At 57.7% G+C, this 15,301-nt stretch carries 15 protein-coding genes, 1 tRNA gene and 1 pseudogene; 7 read left to right on the top strand and 10 right to left on the bottom strand.

Annotated elements, in window-relative coordinates:
* The first annotated feature begins 36 nt into the window (after window positions 1–36).
* Window positions 37–855 carry a hypothetical protein gene (locus tag DU505_RS22320; RefSeq protein ID WP_147273062.1) on the top strand — a complete coding sequence of 273 codons (819 nt, stop codon included), beginning with the start codon at window positions 37–39 and terminating at the stop codon, window positions 853–855.
* Between the two features lie 63 nt (window positions 856–918).
* On the opposite strand, the gene DU505_RS09645 is transcribed toward DU505_RS22320, so the two are convergent.
* The 3 genes and pseudogenes from DU505_RS09645 to DU505_RS22315 all read right to left on the bottom strand — a co-directional run.
* Window positions 919–2,013 (bottom strand): YagK/YfjJ domain-containing protein, encoded by a 1,095-nt coding sequence (locus DU505_RS09645; protein ID WP_114478769.1) that lies wholly within the window; start codon window positions 2,011–2,013, stop codon window positions 919–921.
* A 216-nt stretch (window positions 2,014–2,229) separates the two neighbouring features.
* The gene (locus tag DU505_RS23095; RefSeq protein WP_422667013.1) at window positions 2,230–2,406 is read right to left on the bottom strand and encodes an AlpA family phage regulatory protein; all 177 of its coding nucleotides are present in this window, start codon (window positions 2,404–2,406) and stop codon (window positions 2,230–2,232) included.
* Between the two features lie 360 nt (window positions 2,407–2,766).
* Window positions 2,767–3,078, bottom strand: a pseudogene (locus DU505_RS22315) (IS21 family transposase); the annotation flags it as partial.
* 532 nt (window positions 3,079–3,610) lie between these two features.
* Here DU505_RS22315 and DU505_RS09630 point away from each other — a divergent pair.
* From DU505_RS09630 to DU505_RS09605, 6 genes are all read left to right on the top strand, one after another.
* Window positions 3,611–3,922 carry a hypothetical protein gene (locus DU505_RS09630; RefSeq protein WP_114478766.1) on the top strand — a complete coding sequence of 104 codons (312 nt, stop codon included), beginning with the start codon at window positions 3,611–3,613 and terminating at the stop codon, window positions 3,920–3,922.
* 68 nt (window positions 3,923–3,990) lie between these two features.
* Window positions 3,991–4,959 (top strand): DUF932 domain-containing protein, encoded by a 969-nt coding sequence (locus DU505_RS09625; protein WP_114478765.1) that lies wholly within the window; start codon window positions 3,991–3,993, stop codon window positions 4,957–4,959.
* A 77-nt stretch (window positions 4,960–5,036) separates the two neighbouring features.
* Window positions 5,037–5,222 (top strand): hypothetical protein, encoded by a 186-nt coding sequence (locus DU505_RS09620; RefSeq protein WP_114478764.1) that lies wholly within the window; start codon window positions 5,037–5,039, stop codon window positions 5,220–5,222.
* 10 nt (window positions 5,223–5,232) lie between these two features.
* Entirely contained in the window at window positions 5,233–5,994 is a 762-nt protein-coding gene (locus DU505_RS09615) for an ERF family protein (RefSeq protein ID WP_114478763.1), read from the top strand.
* Window positions 5,995–6,050: 56 nt separating this feature from the next.
* The gene (locus tag DU505_RS09610; protein ID WP_114478762.1) at window positions 6,051–6,662 is read left to right on the top strand and encodes a lambda exonuclease family protein; all 612 of its coding nucleotides are present in this window, start codon (window positions 6,051–6,053) and stop codon (window positions 6,660–6,662) included.
* Between the two features lie 11 nt (window positions 6,663–6,673).
* Window positions 6,674–7,171, top strand: a complete 498-nt coding sequence (locus tag DU505_RS09605) for a JAB domain-containing protein (RefSeq protein WP_114478761.1) — start codon at window positions 6,674–6,676, stop codon at window positions 7,169–7,171.
* A 450-nt stretch (window positions 7,172–7,621) separates the two neighbouring features.
* On the opposite strand, the gene DU505_RS09600 is transcribed toward DU505_RS09605, so the two are convergent.
* The 7 genes from DU505_RS09600 to DU505_RS09570 all read right to left on the bottom strand — a co-directional run bounded on the left by DU505_RS09600 (window position 7,622) and on the right by DU505_RS09570 (window position 15,275).
* Window positions 7,622–10,390, bottom strand: a complete 2,769-nt coding sequence (locus DU505_RS09600; protein ID WP_114478760.1) for a GAP1-N1 domain-containing protein — start codon at window positions 10,388–10,390, stop codon at window positions 7,622–7,624.
* A gap of 3 nt (window positions 10,391–10,393) precedes the next feature.
* Window positions 10,394–11,275, bottom strand: a complete 882-nt coding sequence (locus tag DU505_RS09595; RefSeq protein ID WP_181872781.1) for a TRAFAC clade GTPase domain-containing protein — start codon at window positions 11,273–11,275, stop codon at window positions 10,394–10,396.
* Entirely contained in the window at window positions 11,232–12,242 is a 1,011-nt protein-coding gene (locus tag DU505_RS23090; protein WP_422667010.1) for a TRAFAC clade GTPase domain-containing protein, read from the bottom strand. Before DU505_RS23090 ends, DU505_RS09595 begins: the two co-directional genes overlap by 44 nt.
* On the bottom strand, window positions 12,191–13,486 hold the full coding sequence (locus tag DU505_RS09585; protein ID WP_114478757.1) for a GTPase-associated system all-helical protein GASH: 1,296 nt from the start codon (window positions 13,484–13,486) through the stop codon (window positions 12,191–12,193). The genes DU505_RS23090 and DU505_RS09585 overlap by 52 nt, the downstream gene beginning before the upstream one ends.
* Window positions 13,487–14,013: 527 nt before the next feature.
* Window positions 14,014–14,101: transfer RNA gene (locus tag DU505_RS09580), tRNA-Ser, on the bottom strand.
* Window positions 14,102–14,206: 105 nt separating this feature from the next.
* Window positions 14,207–14,710 carry a YiiD C-terminal domain-containing protein gene (locus tag DU505_RS09575; protein WP_114478756.1) on the bottom strand — a complete coding sequence of 168 codons (504 nt, stop codon included), beginning with the start codon at window positions 14,708–14,710 and terminating at the stop codon, window positions 14,207–14,209.
* 4 nt (window positions 14,711–14,714) lie between these two features.
* On the bottom strand, window positions 14,715–15,275 hold the full coding sequence (locus tag DU505_RS09570) for a nitroreductase family protein (RefSeq protein WP_114478755.1): 561 nt from the start codon (window positions 15,273–15,275) through the stop codon (window positions 14,715–14,717).
* Window positions 15,276–15,301 lie beyond the last annotated feature (26 nt).

Genomic DNA, 15,301 nt, shown 5'->3' with positions numbered 1-15,301 from the left:
AGAACTTTTCTAAGAGCAGCTCAGGTAGGACACCCCATGCCCCAGGAGTTACGCAACCCCCTCTCGCCCGTTCACTATCGTCCAGAGTACCTGGATGATCATAAACAGATAAAGATGCGAGGAGGATTCATGATTTTACATGACCACTATTATATTATTTCTGAAACCTCATTAAGAGAGCGAATAGAAAAATTTAAAGAAAAGCTCCGCGAGCAATATATTGATATGTTGCTAGTTGAGCGGCACCAAGCTGAAGAAGCCGATGAAGAAAAATCACTAGTAGAATTCGACAGACTTTATAATGGGGCACTTGATATGCTCCGAGAAAATACATCGGCATCGGAGGTGGAAAGACATCTCCGGATAGAGGCATTCTCTGAACTGGCCAGCAGTACAATAGTCACCTTTCCGCGCGCTATGATGTGGCTGGCTTGCGCCGACTTACTTGAAGAATGCAAACATCACGACAAGTCATGGTCAACGCTCCTTGAGTTCAAGGGCCTCGGGCACGATATAAAAACCTGCGTAGAGGAAAACATAAATCTCAATAAGTCAAATGCCAAAAAAGCATACGGTCAGCTTTCAGCTTCTAGATATGACAACGTAAAGGAATCATTTATTAGACTACTCAGTAGCGAAGCCCCTCCAGAAGGTTGGAAAACGAAGGGGCATGCAGCAAGCTCACTTTCTGAAAAAGTTCTAAGTGAGCATAACAACAGTCCTTATTCAGCAATCTACCCCTTAGATAGAAAGGAAGCGGAAACCAAGCTCAACACATGGCTGAGAAAAGGGATCGATGCCGATGTTGAGAAAGCCTATGTCGCAAACATGTCTAGAAAGACAAGCTCAAGGTGAATCCATGCTGCTATGTTAGCCTAGCCGTTGTAGCTAGGCTAACGCAGAACTTTGAATAAAGTTTCACACAATCTCCAAACTCGATTCACGCAATCTTGGCCTACCCATTTTTTTACCTTGTAAAGGCTTGACGACCATCCTTCCAAACAGACGCCCAGGAACATTTAGCTTTGCCAAATAATCCACCTTTGCCAAATAATCCACAGCAAACCTCAGGCCTTTAAGCTTATCCCCCTCATGGTACTCTACCATCCCAACGCAAGGATACTTGTAGTTATGGACCTTCGGATCAATAGCGTAGGTATATCCCTTTCCTTTCGTTACCTCATGAACCCAGAAGTCGGAGAGGCCGACGCATACAGGATATATATTCTTCCTCTTATTACCATCAAAAAAGAATATCCCATGAATATGATACCCCTTGAATGGTGCATACTCGACCTTCCAAATCATGCCAGCAAGACACTTGAACTCCTTGCGATACCTCATACTTCTTAGTAGTTTTGTACGGTGCTCCCTCGCCTCCTCGAATGTTACTTTTTCTGGCCCTTTCGAAAACTCCACCCGGTAATGAAAATCCACTCTGACGACTAATAGCCTAGCATATCTCCGAAACAAATTCCGGATATAGCTCCATGCTTCACGGGAATTTTTATTTGCGGCGCGCTCATGCTTAGAAACAGTTGCTTTAAACTCATTCCCAGTGACTTTATCCCTCACGCTCATGACAATATTCTCCATTGACAAGGCATGATCATCCCGTAGTGTCCCAAAAGTTCTCCAGTAGGAAATAATGTCGAAATACTTATTTTCAACCAAAGCGGACAAAAGCGCTTCAGTATATGGGCAGAAACGGTGCTCAGGGTAGATTTCCCTCAACTCCTCAAAGTCAGCCAGCTGAAATCTCAGCAATATTTTTATGAGGTTTTTGCATTGCTTTTTTTCAACTTTGACTAACCCTTTGGTGTTTATCCTTCCTTTAGGAATCTCAAGCCCCTGTTCATACATACCACATATTTGCGCAACCTTCCTCAACTTGATCAAAAATTGAGCCACTCTCCTAGCATCTTGATTTATAATCAATCTAGACTTATCTTTTGTCACAATAGTGGACTTTTCCACAAAGTGATCATTCAGATCATTCCTATTAATTTTCATCCGCTCCTCACGTCCGCTTACCGCATACACCTACCTGTATACATACCTATTCTCAGGCACACTACTCCACCCTATAAATCCATAAGGAATATTTAAGCAGCAGGAATAATATATATATCCTTAAATCACAAACAAAAAAACCTTGCCTTACTAACCCACTCACCCCTCCGCCTTAAGAAAGAAATCATAATCTAGCTTTAAAACCGGCGCTCAAAGTTAGTGCCCGGCCCTTCCTTTAATCCACAAATCAACCTCCTTCTCTACCCAACCAATAGCAGACGCTCCCAGCTTAATAGGTTTTGGAAAAGTAGCGTCATAACGCATTGACTTAGGATTGATCTTCTCATACACCGACGAGCGACTAATTCCAAGCTTCAGAACCATCTCTCTCATCCTGATGACCCTTAGGTGAACATCTCGTAAACAGGTGTCCTGCATGATCACTTCCTCCTCATTTCTTTCCGTTGGTTGACGCTTTAAATTCTAGCCATGGGATACAACAATCTCCACACCAACACGAAGCTCTTGTAATAATTCGTCTACCAAGCACTTTGGCCTCTAATTATCGCACCTCATTTCTCAAAATAGGCATTATAAATCAATAGATTAAATCTTTCACGGCGATGCAAAGGCACAAAGCTTACCGTTCTGAAAAAAAATACTGTAGGTCTTGTTGGTTAGCACCAGGCCATCTCGAGCACTGTGATGGCGTACCCGTCCCAGTTCGTGAGTCTGGCAGAAGATGACCTCTTACTCCGGCCCGCGCACCGTCCGCTAGGCGCGCACCCGACTCTCCAGGGTACGGCGAAGGCCGTGTTCGAGCTCGGGATGACGGCGCCGCAACCCCTCGAACAGGGCGACCGGACGCGGCCCTGGTGCCGCTTCAGGTAAGGGGACTGCCTCTTCCTCGAAGAGACCGGCCAGAGGATCGGGTCGGCGCCGTGTGCGTGGTGTCGCCGTTTGCGACGGCAGCCGCGGGTCATTCTGTAGGCGGTAGGCAGTGGCGGTGCTGAACGTGACCTTGACAGCGAGGGCGATGGGACTATCAATACGGTGAAAAGTCATTTAAAGCCTCACTTACGTTGACACGGCGATGTGTCGCCCCGGCGCTGACACCTCTTTGGCGAGCAGACCACTCAATGCCGTGTTAGCCGCGATCACCCGGCGGGATCCCCCTCGGGGATCCCGCCGTCCTTTGGTCATCTTGATTGTCGCTCTACATCGGTGGGCACCCTCCCATACGGAGCAGTGGCATCTGGCCATCTCGCCGAGATGAAGAACATGCAAGGATTGAGGCTCCCCTCTAGAACCTTGCCCGTCTCCACCACTAAAGCTGGGTAAGATCAGCCGGTCTCGAAATCAAGACCCTATAGCATATTGTGGCCAGTGGTTTTTCCGTAGTGATCCGCCGCTTGAGCAAGTCAAACAGCAAGCTAAGTTAGTTCGTGTCCATACTTACAATTAGTTCCTAATTCTTATATTTCAATGCGTTATGAAAACAATATTAGTCTTCCTCGAATGGAAGATCTTTGAGCTCTATATCACTCCTGTGGCCTGAGCCCTTCCCGGGCTTTTCCACCGGCACAGGAGACGTCATATGCCCCCACCCTGTATACGCTGCGAGACGCAGCGCGTGATCAACCTCGAGACCGCCCGCAAGCTGGGAATTGCTGCCGGCGCGCTGGCAGGTTCCCTCAAGGGCGCCTACACGTCGCTCTACTACCCCGGTCGGCTACTTACCAGCCCCTTTCCCCTCAGCCGAATCGCCACCGCGGTGATTGCAGCTGCCACTGGCGGTATCGCCGGGGCAGCCACCGGAAACCAGTTGGTTCAGCACCTGTTTCCTCACGGTGAAGGCACGCCCTGGCTGTGCCTTGGCTGCGGCCATAGCTTCCGCGTACTGAATTGACCCACCCAACCCTCCCTCTTCCTATCCGCCGGCGCCTTGCCGGCTTTTTTTCGTCTAGGAGATTTCCCATGGCACATCTGATCGAGCAAATGGCTTACGTCGGCGACACCCCCTGGCATGGCCTGGGGCAGCAGCTGTCGCGTCATCAACCGCTGGAGGTCTGGCGGCAGCAGGCCGGCATGGACTGGCACATCGAGGCATCCCCGGTGCGCTTCATCGCCGATGGTGCTGGTCACCTGGGCAGCATTCATTCCTTCCCTGAGCAGAAGGTGCTCTATCGCTCGGATACCCGGGCACCCCTGTCGGTGGTCTCGCAGCGCTACAAGGTGGTCCAGCCGGAAGAGGTACTCGAGTTCTACCGCGACCTGACCGAGTACGCCGGCTATGAGCTGGAGACCGCCGGGGTGCTCAAGGGCGGCCGCAAGTTCTGGGCGCTGGCCCGCAGTGGGATGGGCAGTGCGATCAAGGGGCAGGACCAGGTCAATGCCTATCTGCTGTTGGCCACGTCCTGTGACGGCTCGCTGGCGACAGTGGCGACACCCACGTCGGTGCGGGTGGTGTGCAACAACACCCTGACCATTGCCGTGGACGGTATGGCGCAGGGGGTGAAGGTACCGCACAGCACCGAGTTCAACCCGCAGCGCGTCAAGCAGCAGCTGGGTATCTCGGTCTCCCAGTGGGACGACTTCATGTACCGCATGAAGACCCTGGCGGAGCGCAAGGTCAGCCAGGAGGAGATCAAGACCTACTTCCAGTCGGTGATCTGCAACGCCGAGGCGCCGCTGGACGACCCCTCCAAGCTGCCCAACGTCCGGGCCCTCAACCGCGTCCAGAAGCTCTACCAGGGCGAAGGGCGGGGCTCGCAGCTCTGCACGGCCCAGGGCACCGCCTGGGGCCTGCTCAACGCCATCACCGAGTACGTCGACCACGAGAAGCGCGCTCGCAGCAACGACTACCGCATGGACTCCGCCTGGTTCGGCCAAGGCGCGAGCCTCAAGGACAAGGCCCTGACGTCGGCCATGGCGCTGGTCGCCTGATCTTCATTCATCCCAATCCCATCATGGCATAGCGCCCGGCTCACCAAAGGCCGGGCGTTTCTATTTCTGGAGGACTCATGTCATCGCGATTGTCATTCGAGATCTGCCGCGCCCTGACCCAGCTGACGCGTCAACTGCTGAGGGCCAATGAACGTGAAACCCATACCCACGTGCTGGCCGAGGGCCGGGTCTACCGCGTGGTCGTGACGCTGGAGCCGGTCCCTGCCGAGCAGCTCCATGAGGTCATCAACCGCTACCTGTAAGGAGGCCAACATGGCAACCACCACCCAACCGCCGTCTTCCCCCAAGCTATCTGGGCATAACGGCCAGGTACCGGCGGCCCAGCCGTTGCAGGAGAGCACCGCGATCATCCAGGTGATCGAGCGTGCTGCCCTCAACCCCGAGGTCGATATCGACAAGATGGAGCGACTGCTGCAGATGCAGGAGCGTGTCCTCGATCGTCAGGCGCTGATGGCATACAGCGCCGCCATGGCGGCCATGCAGACGGAACTGCCGAGCATTACCGAACGAGGCCAGGGCAACAACGGCGCCTATGCCACGCTGGAGGATATCGTCGACACCGTGCGTCCCATTATGCAGCGCCACGGCTTCGCGGTGAGCTTCCGTATTCAGACCCAGGAGCGGGGCATCCAGGTGACTGGTGTACTAATGCACCAGGGTGGTCATCGCGAGGAGACCAGCATGCTGCTGCCGGCCGATGTCAGCGGCAACAAGAACGCCGTACAGGCCTTCGGCTCCTCCACCAGCTATGGCAAGCGCTACGTGCTGTGCGCGCTGCTCAACATCACCACCCGCGGCCAGGACGACAACGGTCATGGCGCCGCACCACCGTTGAAGGTGGTCACACCGTTCCAGGCGAGTCAGCTCAAGCAGCTGATCATCGCCTGCCCTGTCACTACCCAGGAGTGGTTCGTCGGCAAGTACGGCGAGGTCGAACGGGTCCCCCGCAGCGATTTCGACAAGCTACGCGCCTCCCTGCACAAGCGGGCGCTGCCCAACCGTCAACGTCACTGAGCGATCGGCGAGGGTTACCCCTCGCCGCTATGCCGTCATGTCACAAGGAGATTGTCATGCAGATCCTGACACTGGAACAGGGCACGCCCGAGTGGCATGCCGCACGCCTCGGTATCGTCACCATGTCCGAGCTGAAGGCCCTGCTGGTCAAGGGCAAAGGGCCCGGAGGCTTCGGTACTGGCGCCATCAGCTACATGCATCAGCTGATCGGCGAGCGCATCACCGGTGAACCCTCGGATGCCTTCCAGGGCAATGCCCATACGCAACGTGGCCACGAACTGGAACCGGTGGCGCGGGAGCTCTACCAGGAAGCCTCTGGCCTGCCCCGCCTCGAGCAGGTCGGCATCATCCTCAACCACGGCGTGGGCTACTCGCCGGACTGCCTGGTGGACAGCAACGGCCTGGCCGAGATCAAGACCAAGCTGCCCAAGTACCAGATCGAGCTGCTGCTCGAGGGTGAGCTGCCCCAGGAGCACGTGGCCCAGTGCCAGGGGGGCCTGTGGGTCAGCGAGCGGGAATGGATCGACTTCGTCAGCTACTGGCCGGGTATGCCGCTGTTCGTGAAGCGCGCCTACCGGGACGAGGCGCTGATTCGCACCATCGCCGAGCGGGTCGAGGCGTTCTACGAAGAAATGGAGCGCCGCATGGCGCAAGTGATGGCGGCTTGAGGAGAACAATCATGAACCATCGCAAGCTGAGTGCCGGCGAGACCGCCGGTACCTATCGCATTACCGACACGGTGACCGAAGCGGAGCTTCTGAACATCGCCAAGGCCTTCGCCCGTCGTCGTCTGGCCAAGGGGCGCAAGATCACCCAGCCGGCGCTGGCGTTCGAGTACCTGCAGATCTTGCTGCAGGACTACGAGCATGAGGTGTTCAGTGCCATCTTCCTCGATAGCCAGCATCGCGTGATCCGCTTTGAGGAGCTGTTCCGCGGCACCATCGACTCGGCCAGTGTCTACCCTAGGGAGGTGGTGAAGCAGGCCTTGGCCTGCAACGCAGCCGCAGTGATCCTAGTCCACAACCACCCAAGCGGTGACCCCGAGCCCAGCGACGCCGACCGGCGCATTACCCAGCGCCTGCAAGAGGCGCTTGGACTGGTCGAGGTGCGGGTTATCGATCACATCGTGGTCGGTAGCGAGCGTTGCGAGTCGTTTGCGGAGCACGGGTATCTGTAGTTACGAAATAACCCCGGTGCTGCCCTCAGGGGTAGCACCGGTATCTTCCGCACTCTTTTTTTGGTGAGAGACAAAATTCGGCCAGGAGGGAGGGATGTTCAGGCCTTACTGATATAAACGTCATGTTCAGCGCTCGATCGAAGCCACGTCCGCTGCATCCACCTGCTCCGGCCTCTGTGGCTCCTGGCCTTCAGGCCGCATAAGTGCCTTGGCTGCGCTCAGCCTGCCGCCACGCTACTGTCGGCACCGCGAAACCACAGAGCCGAAGTGAGACAGGCCACCCACTGGCGACGAGGTACCGATTGGCCGAGGGAATAGTCAAAATTTGTGGAGCTTGCCTGCCAAGATGAGGGCTCGGTCGCAAGTGGTAGACCTCCCAAGGGCTCGGAAAATCGGGGACTCGCCAGAGCGTTTCGTGTAAACCAGCGTCGGAGACAATAACCTGGGATTCTACAGCGAAGCTGTTCCGACCAGCTTCGCTGTGCTGGCATCTACGCCAGAACGGACAAGAAGCTTTGGAATATGATCTTCGTCACCAAGCCTAGCCAAGCGGAGCTCGTTGATGCCGAGGTCGAATGCTGTCTGCACCGAACGACCGAAAGCGAGTCCGCGATAGAAGGCGGCTGCGAATACCCTCGCTGCATCGTCAGCCACAGCGTCCGACATACCTACAACGAAGTCGATCTCTTGAACGATCGCCTGCGCCTGGACTTCCGAGTAGCACGCATTCAACACAACGACCCGAATCTCATCTTTTAGAACTCTGAAGAGGTCAACGAGAGCATCTTCCGCGACGAGGTGCTCAGCTCCCTGGTCTTGAGCGTGCAGTACAATGCCGCTCGACCCGCCTCCATGGCCGGAGAAGTGGACCACCACGGGTTCGTCCTCCAGCAGTGCCTGCTGCAGGTCTTGCGGCTGAACGGCCCATCGCGTGCGGAATGTGACGAGATCCCGGTGCTTAGAGTCGCGGACCTTCTCGTCGATGGAACGTGCTTCCTCGTCAAGTGCGAGTCGGCTTGAACTGAGTGGGTTGGCAGCCAAGAATGTAATTCGCATTGCAGTACTCGTGATGGTGTGTGCCGCAGGTAATCCTGCGAATGATTTTGACCCAGCCCCCGAGGGCGGCCACCAAAAGCAGTCGGACCAGGACAGCAGGGACTGCGCGTACCACGCTACAAGCTTAAGCTCCTGCTTCCATGATCGCCGAAATGAAGTCGCAGCTGAATTCCATTGTCTCGCCTCCAACACTTGGGCCATTCGCTGATGGTCGCCGTCCTCCCAGAAGAAGCTTGTATGGAGCACCCAATCAGCAAACGAAGACTCGTCGATGGAAGGGAGCAGTTTCAGCAGTCGTATAACCACGGCAATGGGTGCTTCCTTCGTGCGTTTGCGAATCGAGTCAACAACGAGGCGGCGAATTGGCTCCGGAGGCGCCGCGACGTGTTCGCTGGCTGTGAAACGTCCCCACCAAGCTTCGGCTGCACCGGCCAGTACATCACCGTTCATCTGCACCAACACCGCTGTAGCATTATCGTAGTCGAGGGTGACCCCGCCTGCTCTTGTCGGAAGCTTTGCGGATATCGCTATTGCCGCATCGTCACCGTCGAGAAGACTGTCGAATACCCGCGTGAGGAACCTTGTGGTGATCAAGGCCTCTGGAAACTGCCCTCCGAGACCCAGGTGCCTACGCAGCAGCTCGGAGATAGCCGGCTGATTGTCGACACCACAAAACAGCTGTGGTTGTTCACGCGTAGCTTCTGCGGCTCGATCCAGTAGCGGTGGCCAACCCGTTGTCGCTGCGGCGATCACTGCCTCGGAAGCCCCGCGGCTCGCCAGCATCGCCTCGAGACCTGCCTCCGGGGTTTTTGTGGCGGTTCTGACGATACCTACGACATCCGAGAGGTGCCGCCTGCCACGGAGTATGGTGGCCAGCAAAGTGGGCCAGTTCATCGCAGAGCAGACTTGCTCCATCTCGTCCAGCAACGGGCCTTTCGGCAAGTCCGGAGCATCGGACGCGAGCCAAGACTCGGTCGGGCCCGAGCAATCGAAGTATCTGAGGAGCCACTGGATCGCCTGAGGTCGGAGCTCTAGCCATCGCCAGATGGCTGAAGCCAGCGACCGTGAGGCTCTGCTGACAGCTGAAGCGAGCCCTTCGCTGACCCCCTTCCTCCACCATTCGGAATGAGAGGGACTGAGGTGGTGCTGGAGAATCCAGAGGGCATCTTGATCGTCAGCATCTACAATTCGGGTCTCGACCCACTGCGCCACAGCGTCTGTGACAGCGTCAAGATTTTGAATCTGTTCGAGCCTCGTCAACGATGCCGTGCGGATCTCACCCGCAGAGCTGTCCGGCAGTTTCAAGAGCGCCGCACTTACTACCTCTGCATCCTCAGATGGCAGGCAAAGCCCCCCTGGGAACGCCTCTTGAGTTCGAACGATAAGCAGCGCATCTGCGAGTGTTCCTCGCCCTGAGTGCAGGGCGTCAAGCTTCTCTACGAGACGGTTCAATCGCAGAAGCACCGAAAGATCGCCAGGCAGGCGTTTGTCGTTCTCCTCGAGTAACCGCTGCAGTTGAGGTGATGCCTCGCCCGCGAACCAACGGCCAGCAGGGCTTGAACATGGCTCGGGCTGGCTCGTCATAGGGTTGCCGCGCCATCGTGCAAGCAGCGCCGAAGGGAAAAGCGCGATCTTCGGCGGTGTGGCGATGTTTAGCGATTCCTCGGCGAACACTGTTCTGAGTGAGAGCTCGCGGCGCGCGCCAGCCCACAGCCGTGGCCAGAGTGCAGAAAGAAGACCTGGAGCAATGGATAAGGCGGGGATGGCAATGGGCCTGTCGGTTGTCGCTAACCGCTCGACAACAGTCCCCGCGAACTCCGCGCCGGCTGACTGCTCGCTATGCCCGATGGCACTCAAGAGAGGTGTGAGATCGGCGAGGTTGCCGCATTCTGCCAACGGAACTAAAGCCACCCTTGCGCGAACCATATTCCTCCGAGCCGCGCTCTGGTCTTCCTGACCTCGCCAGATAGCCCACCACTCCCCGACCGGCTGGCACCCCCAGTATGGCGACCAAGACACCGACGAATCGATGTGTCCCGCGGGGCGGTCGACCAAGAAGCGTAGTTCTTCCAGCGCTGGAGTAGTCCCCGGCAAGGTCGATTCGAGGAGCTGGTGGCTCCCGCCCTTGTTGCCAAAAGTAGCCTCATGGACGACAGTCGACACGTTTCACACTCCGAGAAGCCAAGCAACGGGGGAAGTTAGGTCTCGATCCTGGGTGGTTGCCCCCGGGCGAAGGACGTACCCGAAGTTCTCTGGTCCAAGAGTGCGGAATTCTTGGTCTGGCTCGTCGTTGCGCAGCGCCCTGCCGAGAGAAGAAAGTCCCCACGCCGACCAGGCCTCATCGCGCCAAGTGCTCCGGATGAATGCGTTCAGGAGCGGCAGTCGTTCGGCCAGCAGTCGCTCCGGAGTGCTCTGTGCTCCATTCAGCTCGTCCCAGCATGAAAACACGACCGCTAGGCGAGGAACTTCGATGGGCTCACACGTCGACTGGCCCGCCGCGAAAAGGAACATCTGGAGCAGTTCCACGTATCGAGCGCGGTCATCCCAACCAGCCCCGTCCACTATCGCGACCGGCGAGTCGGAGTGCTGTGGTTTGACGTCCGTTGGCCGTACCAGCAGATCCTCATAGAGCTTGAGTGTCGAAGGACGGATGAAGAGCAACCACCCAGACGCGCTACGGGCAGATTCCCGCCACTCATCGGGCATCATGCGGTGATCAACGATTGCAAAGAGCCGTTCTCCGGCATACTCCGGCCACTCTAGAACGACGGCGGTGCCATCATCGGTCTCAAGTTCACACCGAATCCCTGTCCACGTCTCAGCTGGCGTGTGGCCTGCGGCCTGTCCCTCCTCGAGGCAAGTAAGGATTTCTTCCAGCTTCGACAGATCGTCGACCCCACCAAGGCGGACCCGCAGTCGGCTGCTGCGGTCATGTCGCATCCTCCCAAGAAGCTGGCCGGCGTAGTGAGTCTTCCCGGTGCCCGATCCGCCAAGCACGAGTACATCAGTGCCTTTCATAAAACCTCCGCAACGCTTGAAACGGGTCATGGGAGAGTCGAGGCTCCTGCTCGATCTGCATCGGAAATTTGGCGGTGGCGGCCTCAATCGCCCACGCGAAACACGCCTCAATCGTGTCAGGATCCTTTATAGTGGTTCGCATCGTCTGCGCGGCAGGCATAAACTCACCAGATGCAGTCTCGATCATTTTGGTTACTGCATCCGGCGCTGCGACGTCATCCTTGGTCCAAACCACTGCGGTTCGGCAGGATGCTTGGGCCCCTACTCGTTCCATCAGATCTCGAGTCGCCCGCCGTGTCGCTGGTAGCTTCTCGCGGTCCGAGAGCGCTCCGGTATCGACCAAGAGCAGGAGAGCATCAGCCCTTTCGATTACCCATCTCGCTCCCTCTGAGGATGAGGAGTTCGGCGAGCGCGACCACTGGTTGAACCATTCGCCCGGAGCATCCGTCAGCAACACATCGCGAAGCCGGCCCGTCGCCTGGCTGCGAAGCGTGAGATGGAGAATCCCTGGGTGGCGACCTGAGCTGGAGGTATGTGGCGGAAACGACGGCGGAGGCTCGCTCGTCCATCGACTGTACTGCACGACAGATTCCCATCCGCCCAACGTCCAGGAGCCAGCAAAGCTCCAACCAGCAACCTCCCCATGCTCAAGTAGCCACATGTAGAGGTATGTCAGTAGCGAGGTCTTTCCCGAGTCGGGTGGCCCGATCAGTCCGATGACAGCGGGACGCCCCCTTCCACCGAGAATGGTCAGGTCGCTCGTTCCCAAGACGTATCCATTCCATGGGATGTCGCTAGTTGACTCCGGTCTCTCGCTACGAGCCGATTCAAGGTCCTGTTCCGACGGCTGTGCGTCCCCGGTCCAGTGCTCGCACTCAGCGCGGTTATTGTGACCGAGAGCGCACGTCGTATCAGGAAAACAGCTTTCGTGGGAGCATTTGAACTTCAAGCAGTGTCCTCCACGATGCGTCGGGCCTGAAGTTCGCGGAACAGCCACATTGCCAACTCGGCGGGCTCCAGCATCAGCTCAGGATCCACGCCGGCTCTCGACCTAAGGTCGTCCTCGGAGACACTGCTCCCTCCTACAACCTCAGCGGCGATCTCAAGCAGCGGCACGCGAGCTGTGTTCGTAACCCCTGCTGGAAGAAGCTCTTCGAAGCCATGCGGCGGCGACTCGTTTAGCTTCTTGAGATGGTCCAGCAAGCTCAGACGCTCGCTCCGCGTGCAAGCTGCCATTGTCTCTCCCAACACGTGGGTGACGCTTGCAGGTGCAAGGGCGGGGACCATCGCGGTTAGGTCTACGGCAGCGGCAATGGCGGCAGTTGACGTGGGGAGCACTGAGTATGAGGCATTCTGGGATGGGGAGTAGCGCGCCTGTGACCACCAGAGAACATCAAGGCGCATGCGGCCGGCCACCTCGGACTCTGCCAGTTTGGACTGAAGGGATTCTACCTGCCCCAATTGCTTTCGCAGGTGCTCCTCCATGGACGCGATGTGCGCCGCGATGTCTGCAGCAATTGACTCAGCAAGTCGAGAGGTGCCTAGGTTGACTGCTTTGACGAGCGCCTCAGTCATTCGGGGTGTGAACTCATACGACCATTGCTGCGCTTGGTTCGACCAGTGGGGGTTAGCGTTATTGAGAGCCTGCCCCTGAGGGAACTGTGGACCCGCAGCTCGAGCGACCTCCTGCAGCACTTCGTTGCTCTCGATAGACCCGGTCAGCGTTGGAGCCTCGGGCGTAGACCCCGTGCTCTTTTTGCGTCTACGAAGAGGCTGCGCCACCTCAAGCATTCCGGTTCGTCGCAGCGCTTCGCTTTCTGCGGTTGAGAACACCCTCTCAAAGCACTGCTTGAGCAGGTCCGCCGCTTTCCCAAGGCTCGTCTGGTCGTGAATCAGCCTAGACGCGGCAGTGTTCCAGACGATGGCGCTTCGCTCCGGGTTCTTGTCGGTCGCCGCGGCCAGAGCCGAGATGGTGATCGAACGAAGCAGCTCACGCGGGCGGTTGACGTGCGTGTTGCGGAGCGTATTCCATTCTTCGATGACAAGACCTTCGACAAGCTCGAGGAACGGGGTATCCTCATCGACATTCTCGTCCAGGGAGACAAGGGTCGCGGTGATCATAAGCGGCGGCGACTCCTCGAACTGCTTCAAGAGCTTCGTTGATGCCGACTCCATCTTCGCGAATCTCGAGTCGTCCGATCCGATGTCGACAAGCCCTAAATTCAAGAGGTCTTGAAGCATGTTTATCTCCGAGGGTGCCGTTTAGTCGTGGCCCTAAGGGCCATCACCTTCAGCATGAGTTCTTCTCATAACGCAGTTAATTGCTGATCAGCAGCCAGGCGCCACAAGCGACCCGCGCCGTTCGCAGTGAACGAGTAGCAAGAAAATGATTTCGGGGGTGAGGATCGCCTCTGCAGGCCGGCCTGAACCTCAGAACCCCAATGTCTAAGCCACGGTGCCTTCTGTGAGGATGTAGTCGAATCGCAAGTTGAAATCACCGGGCACCCCACAATTCCTGCTGCTTAAAACACTAGGATAACGGTACCGAAAGCCTGAGCTGCTGTCATGCCTAGATTAGGAAATGACCATTCAACTTGAGCAGAGGCTGAACCAGGAGGAGAATCGAGTAGGCGTAAAATGAGGCAAGCAGTCCAAAGGCATCCTGCGCGTACCAGTGGAAACCAAGCCTAAGGTGTGGGTCAAAGTGTGGGTCAAAAACTCGCAGACAAAGAAAAAGCCGCTGAAATCAGCGGCTTATTCGATATTCGTGGCGGAGGGGGAGGGATTCGAACCCTCGAAGCCTTTCGACTTACACACTTTCCAGGCGTGCTCCTTCGACCACTCGGACACCCCTCCACATTGCGGTCCTTACGCCCTTCGGCTGCGCCTTGTACGTCAGAACGGCGCAAATACTAACGGCTTAAGTGCGCGTTTGCAAGCCGGTTTTCGGCTTTCCCCGGTTCAGGCGACGGGCAGCACGGCGTAGTTGCCATGCGCTTCCAGGCAGAGCGTGTCGCCGCACCAGAGCTGCTGGATCAGACTGATCCGCCCTCGCCCACGGCTCTGCAACTGCGCCGCCAGGCTGTCGGGCCCTTTCGCCGATTCAGGAGTGCAGGTCATCCGGTAATCGCCGGTTACCGGCGCCAGGAAGCGCTGTGTGGCCTCGGCCACCACGACGTCGCGGGCAAGCCCATGCTCGCGTAGCCAGAGCGTGGTCCAGCACCAGCCCAGCAGCGTGGATTGGGCGGTCAGGCCCCCACCGAAGCCGGTGCCCTTGTCGTTGAGGTTGGGTGCCAGCGAGAGCACCCACACCAGCTGCTCCCCCTCCCAACACATCTCGCGAATGCCCAGGTGCTCGACCATGGGGATCGCATCACTGAGCCAGGCAAGGAAGGCCTGCGGGTCGTCTCGCTGGCCGGGTTCGGGCAGCGGCAGGCGCGGGTGGGGAATACCGATTTCGCGCATGGGTTCAGGTCCAGCGTTCGACGAAGTCGCTGAGGCGGTGCTCGGGAACGGGCCTGTGGCGCCCGGCCAACTGACCCAGGTAGATAAAGGCGATCAGCTCATCCTCCTCTTCCAGGCCGAGGCCTTTGCGCACGGTGGGGTCGAAGGCATACTTGCCACTGCGCCACATGGCCCCCAGCCCCAGGGCGTGGGCCGCCAGCAGGATGCCATGGCCGGCACAGCCGGCCGAGACCACCTGCTCGATCTTCGGCACCTTGGGTATATCCGGTGTCACCTTCGCGACCACGGCAATGATCATGGGGGCCCGATGCGGCTTCTTGCGCACGGCATCCAGGGCCGCGTCGCCGACATCCGGGTCCTCGCGGAACTCGGCTTCGGCGAACAGCTCGCCCAGGCGGTCGAGCCCTTCTCCCGAAAACTCGATGAAGCGCCAGGGCCGCAGCTCCTTGTGGTCGGGTGCCCGCAGCGCGGCCCGGTAGATCGCTTCGAGTTGCTCGGGGCCAGGCGGCGGCCCCATGAGCTTGCCCATGGAGCTGCGTTCATGCAGCAGCGTCATCGCGTCCATGATGTTCTCCTCATCGGTGGCGCATG

The sequence above is a fragment of the Billgrantia montanilacus genome (assembly GCF_003336675.1).
GTDB classification, from domain to species: Bacteria; Pseudomonadota; Gammaproteobacteria; order Pseudomonadales; family Halomonadaceae; genus Halomonas; species Halomonas montanilacus.
This window is presented reverse-complemented; position numbering and strand designations above follow the sequence as displayed.

Coding starts and splice junctions, on each gene's coding strand:
- DU505_RS09630 (WP_114478766.1), top strand. CDS start 3,611: ATGCCCCCACCCTGTATACGCTGCGAGACGCAGCGCGTGATCAACCTC.
- DU505_RS09645 (WP_114478769.1), bottom strand. CDS start 2,013: ATGAAAATTAATAGGAATGATCTGAATGATCACTTTGTGGAAAAGTCC.
- DU505_RS09615 (WP_114478763.1), top strand. CDS start 5,233: ATGGCAACCACCACCCAACCGCCGTCTTCCCCCAAGCTATCTGGGCAT.
- DU505_RS09625 (WP_114478765.1), top strand. CDS start 3,991: ATGGCACATCTGATCGAGCAAATGGCTTACGTCGGCGACACCCCCTGG.
- DU505_RS09575 (WP_114478756.1), bottom strand. CDS start 14,710: ATGCGCGAAATCGGTATTCCCCACCCGCGCCTGCCGCTGCCCGAACCC.
- DU505_RS09585 (WP_114478757.1), bottom strand. CDS start 13,486: ATGCTTCAAGACCTCTTGAATTTAGGGCTTGTCGACATCGGATCGGAC.
- DU505_RS09595 (WP_181872781.1), bottom strand. CDS start 11,275: ATGACCCGTTTCAAGCGTTGCGGAGGTTTTATGAAAGGCACTGATGTA.
- DU505_RS09605 (WP_114478761.1), top strand. CDS start 6,674: ATGAACCATCGCAAGCTGAGTGCCGGCGAGACCGCCGGTACCTATCGC.
- DU505_RS23095 (WP_422667013.1), bottom strand. CDS start 2,406: ATGAGAGAGATGGTTCTGAAGCTTGGAATTAGTCGCTCGTCGGTGTAT.
- DU505_RS09620 (WP_114478764.1), top strand. CDS start 5,037: ATGTCATCGCGATTGTCATTCGAGATCTGCCGCGCCCTGACCCAGCTG.
- DU505_RS09570 (WP_114478755.1), bottom strand. CDS start 15,275: ATGGACGCGATGACGCTGCTGCATGAACGCAGCTCCATGGGCAAGCTC.
- DU505_RS22320 (WP_147273062.1), top strand. CDS start 37: ATGCCCCAGGAGTTACGCAACCCCCTCTCGCCCGTTCACTATCGTCCA.
- DU505_RS09610 (WP_114478762.1), top strand. CDS start 6,051: ATGCAGATCCTGACACTGGAACAGGGCACGCCCGAGTGGCATGCCGCA.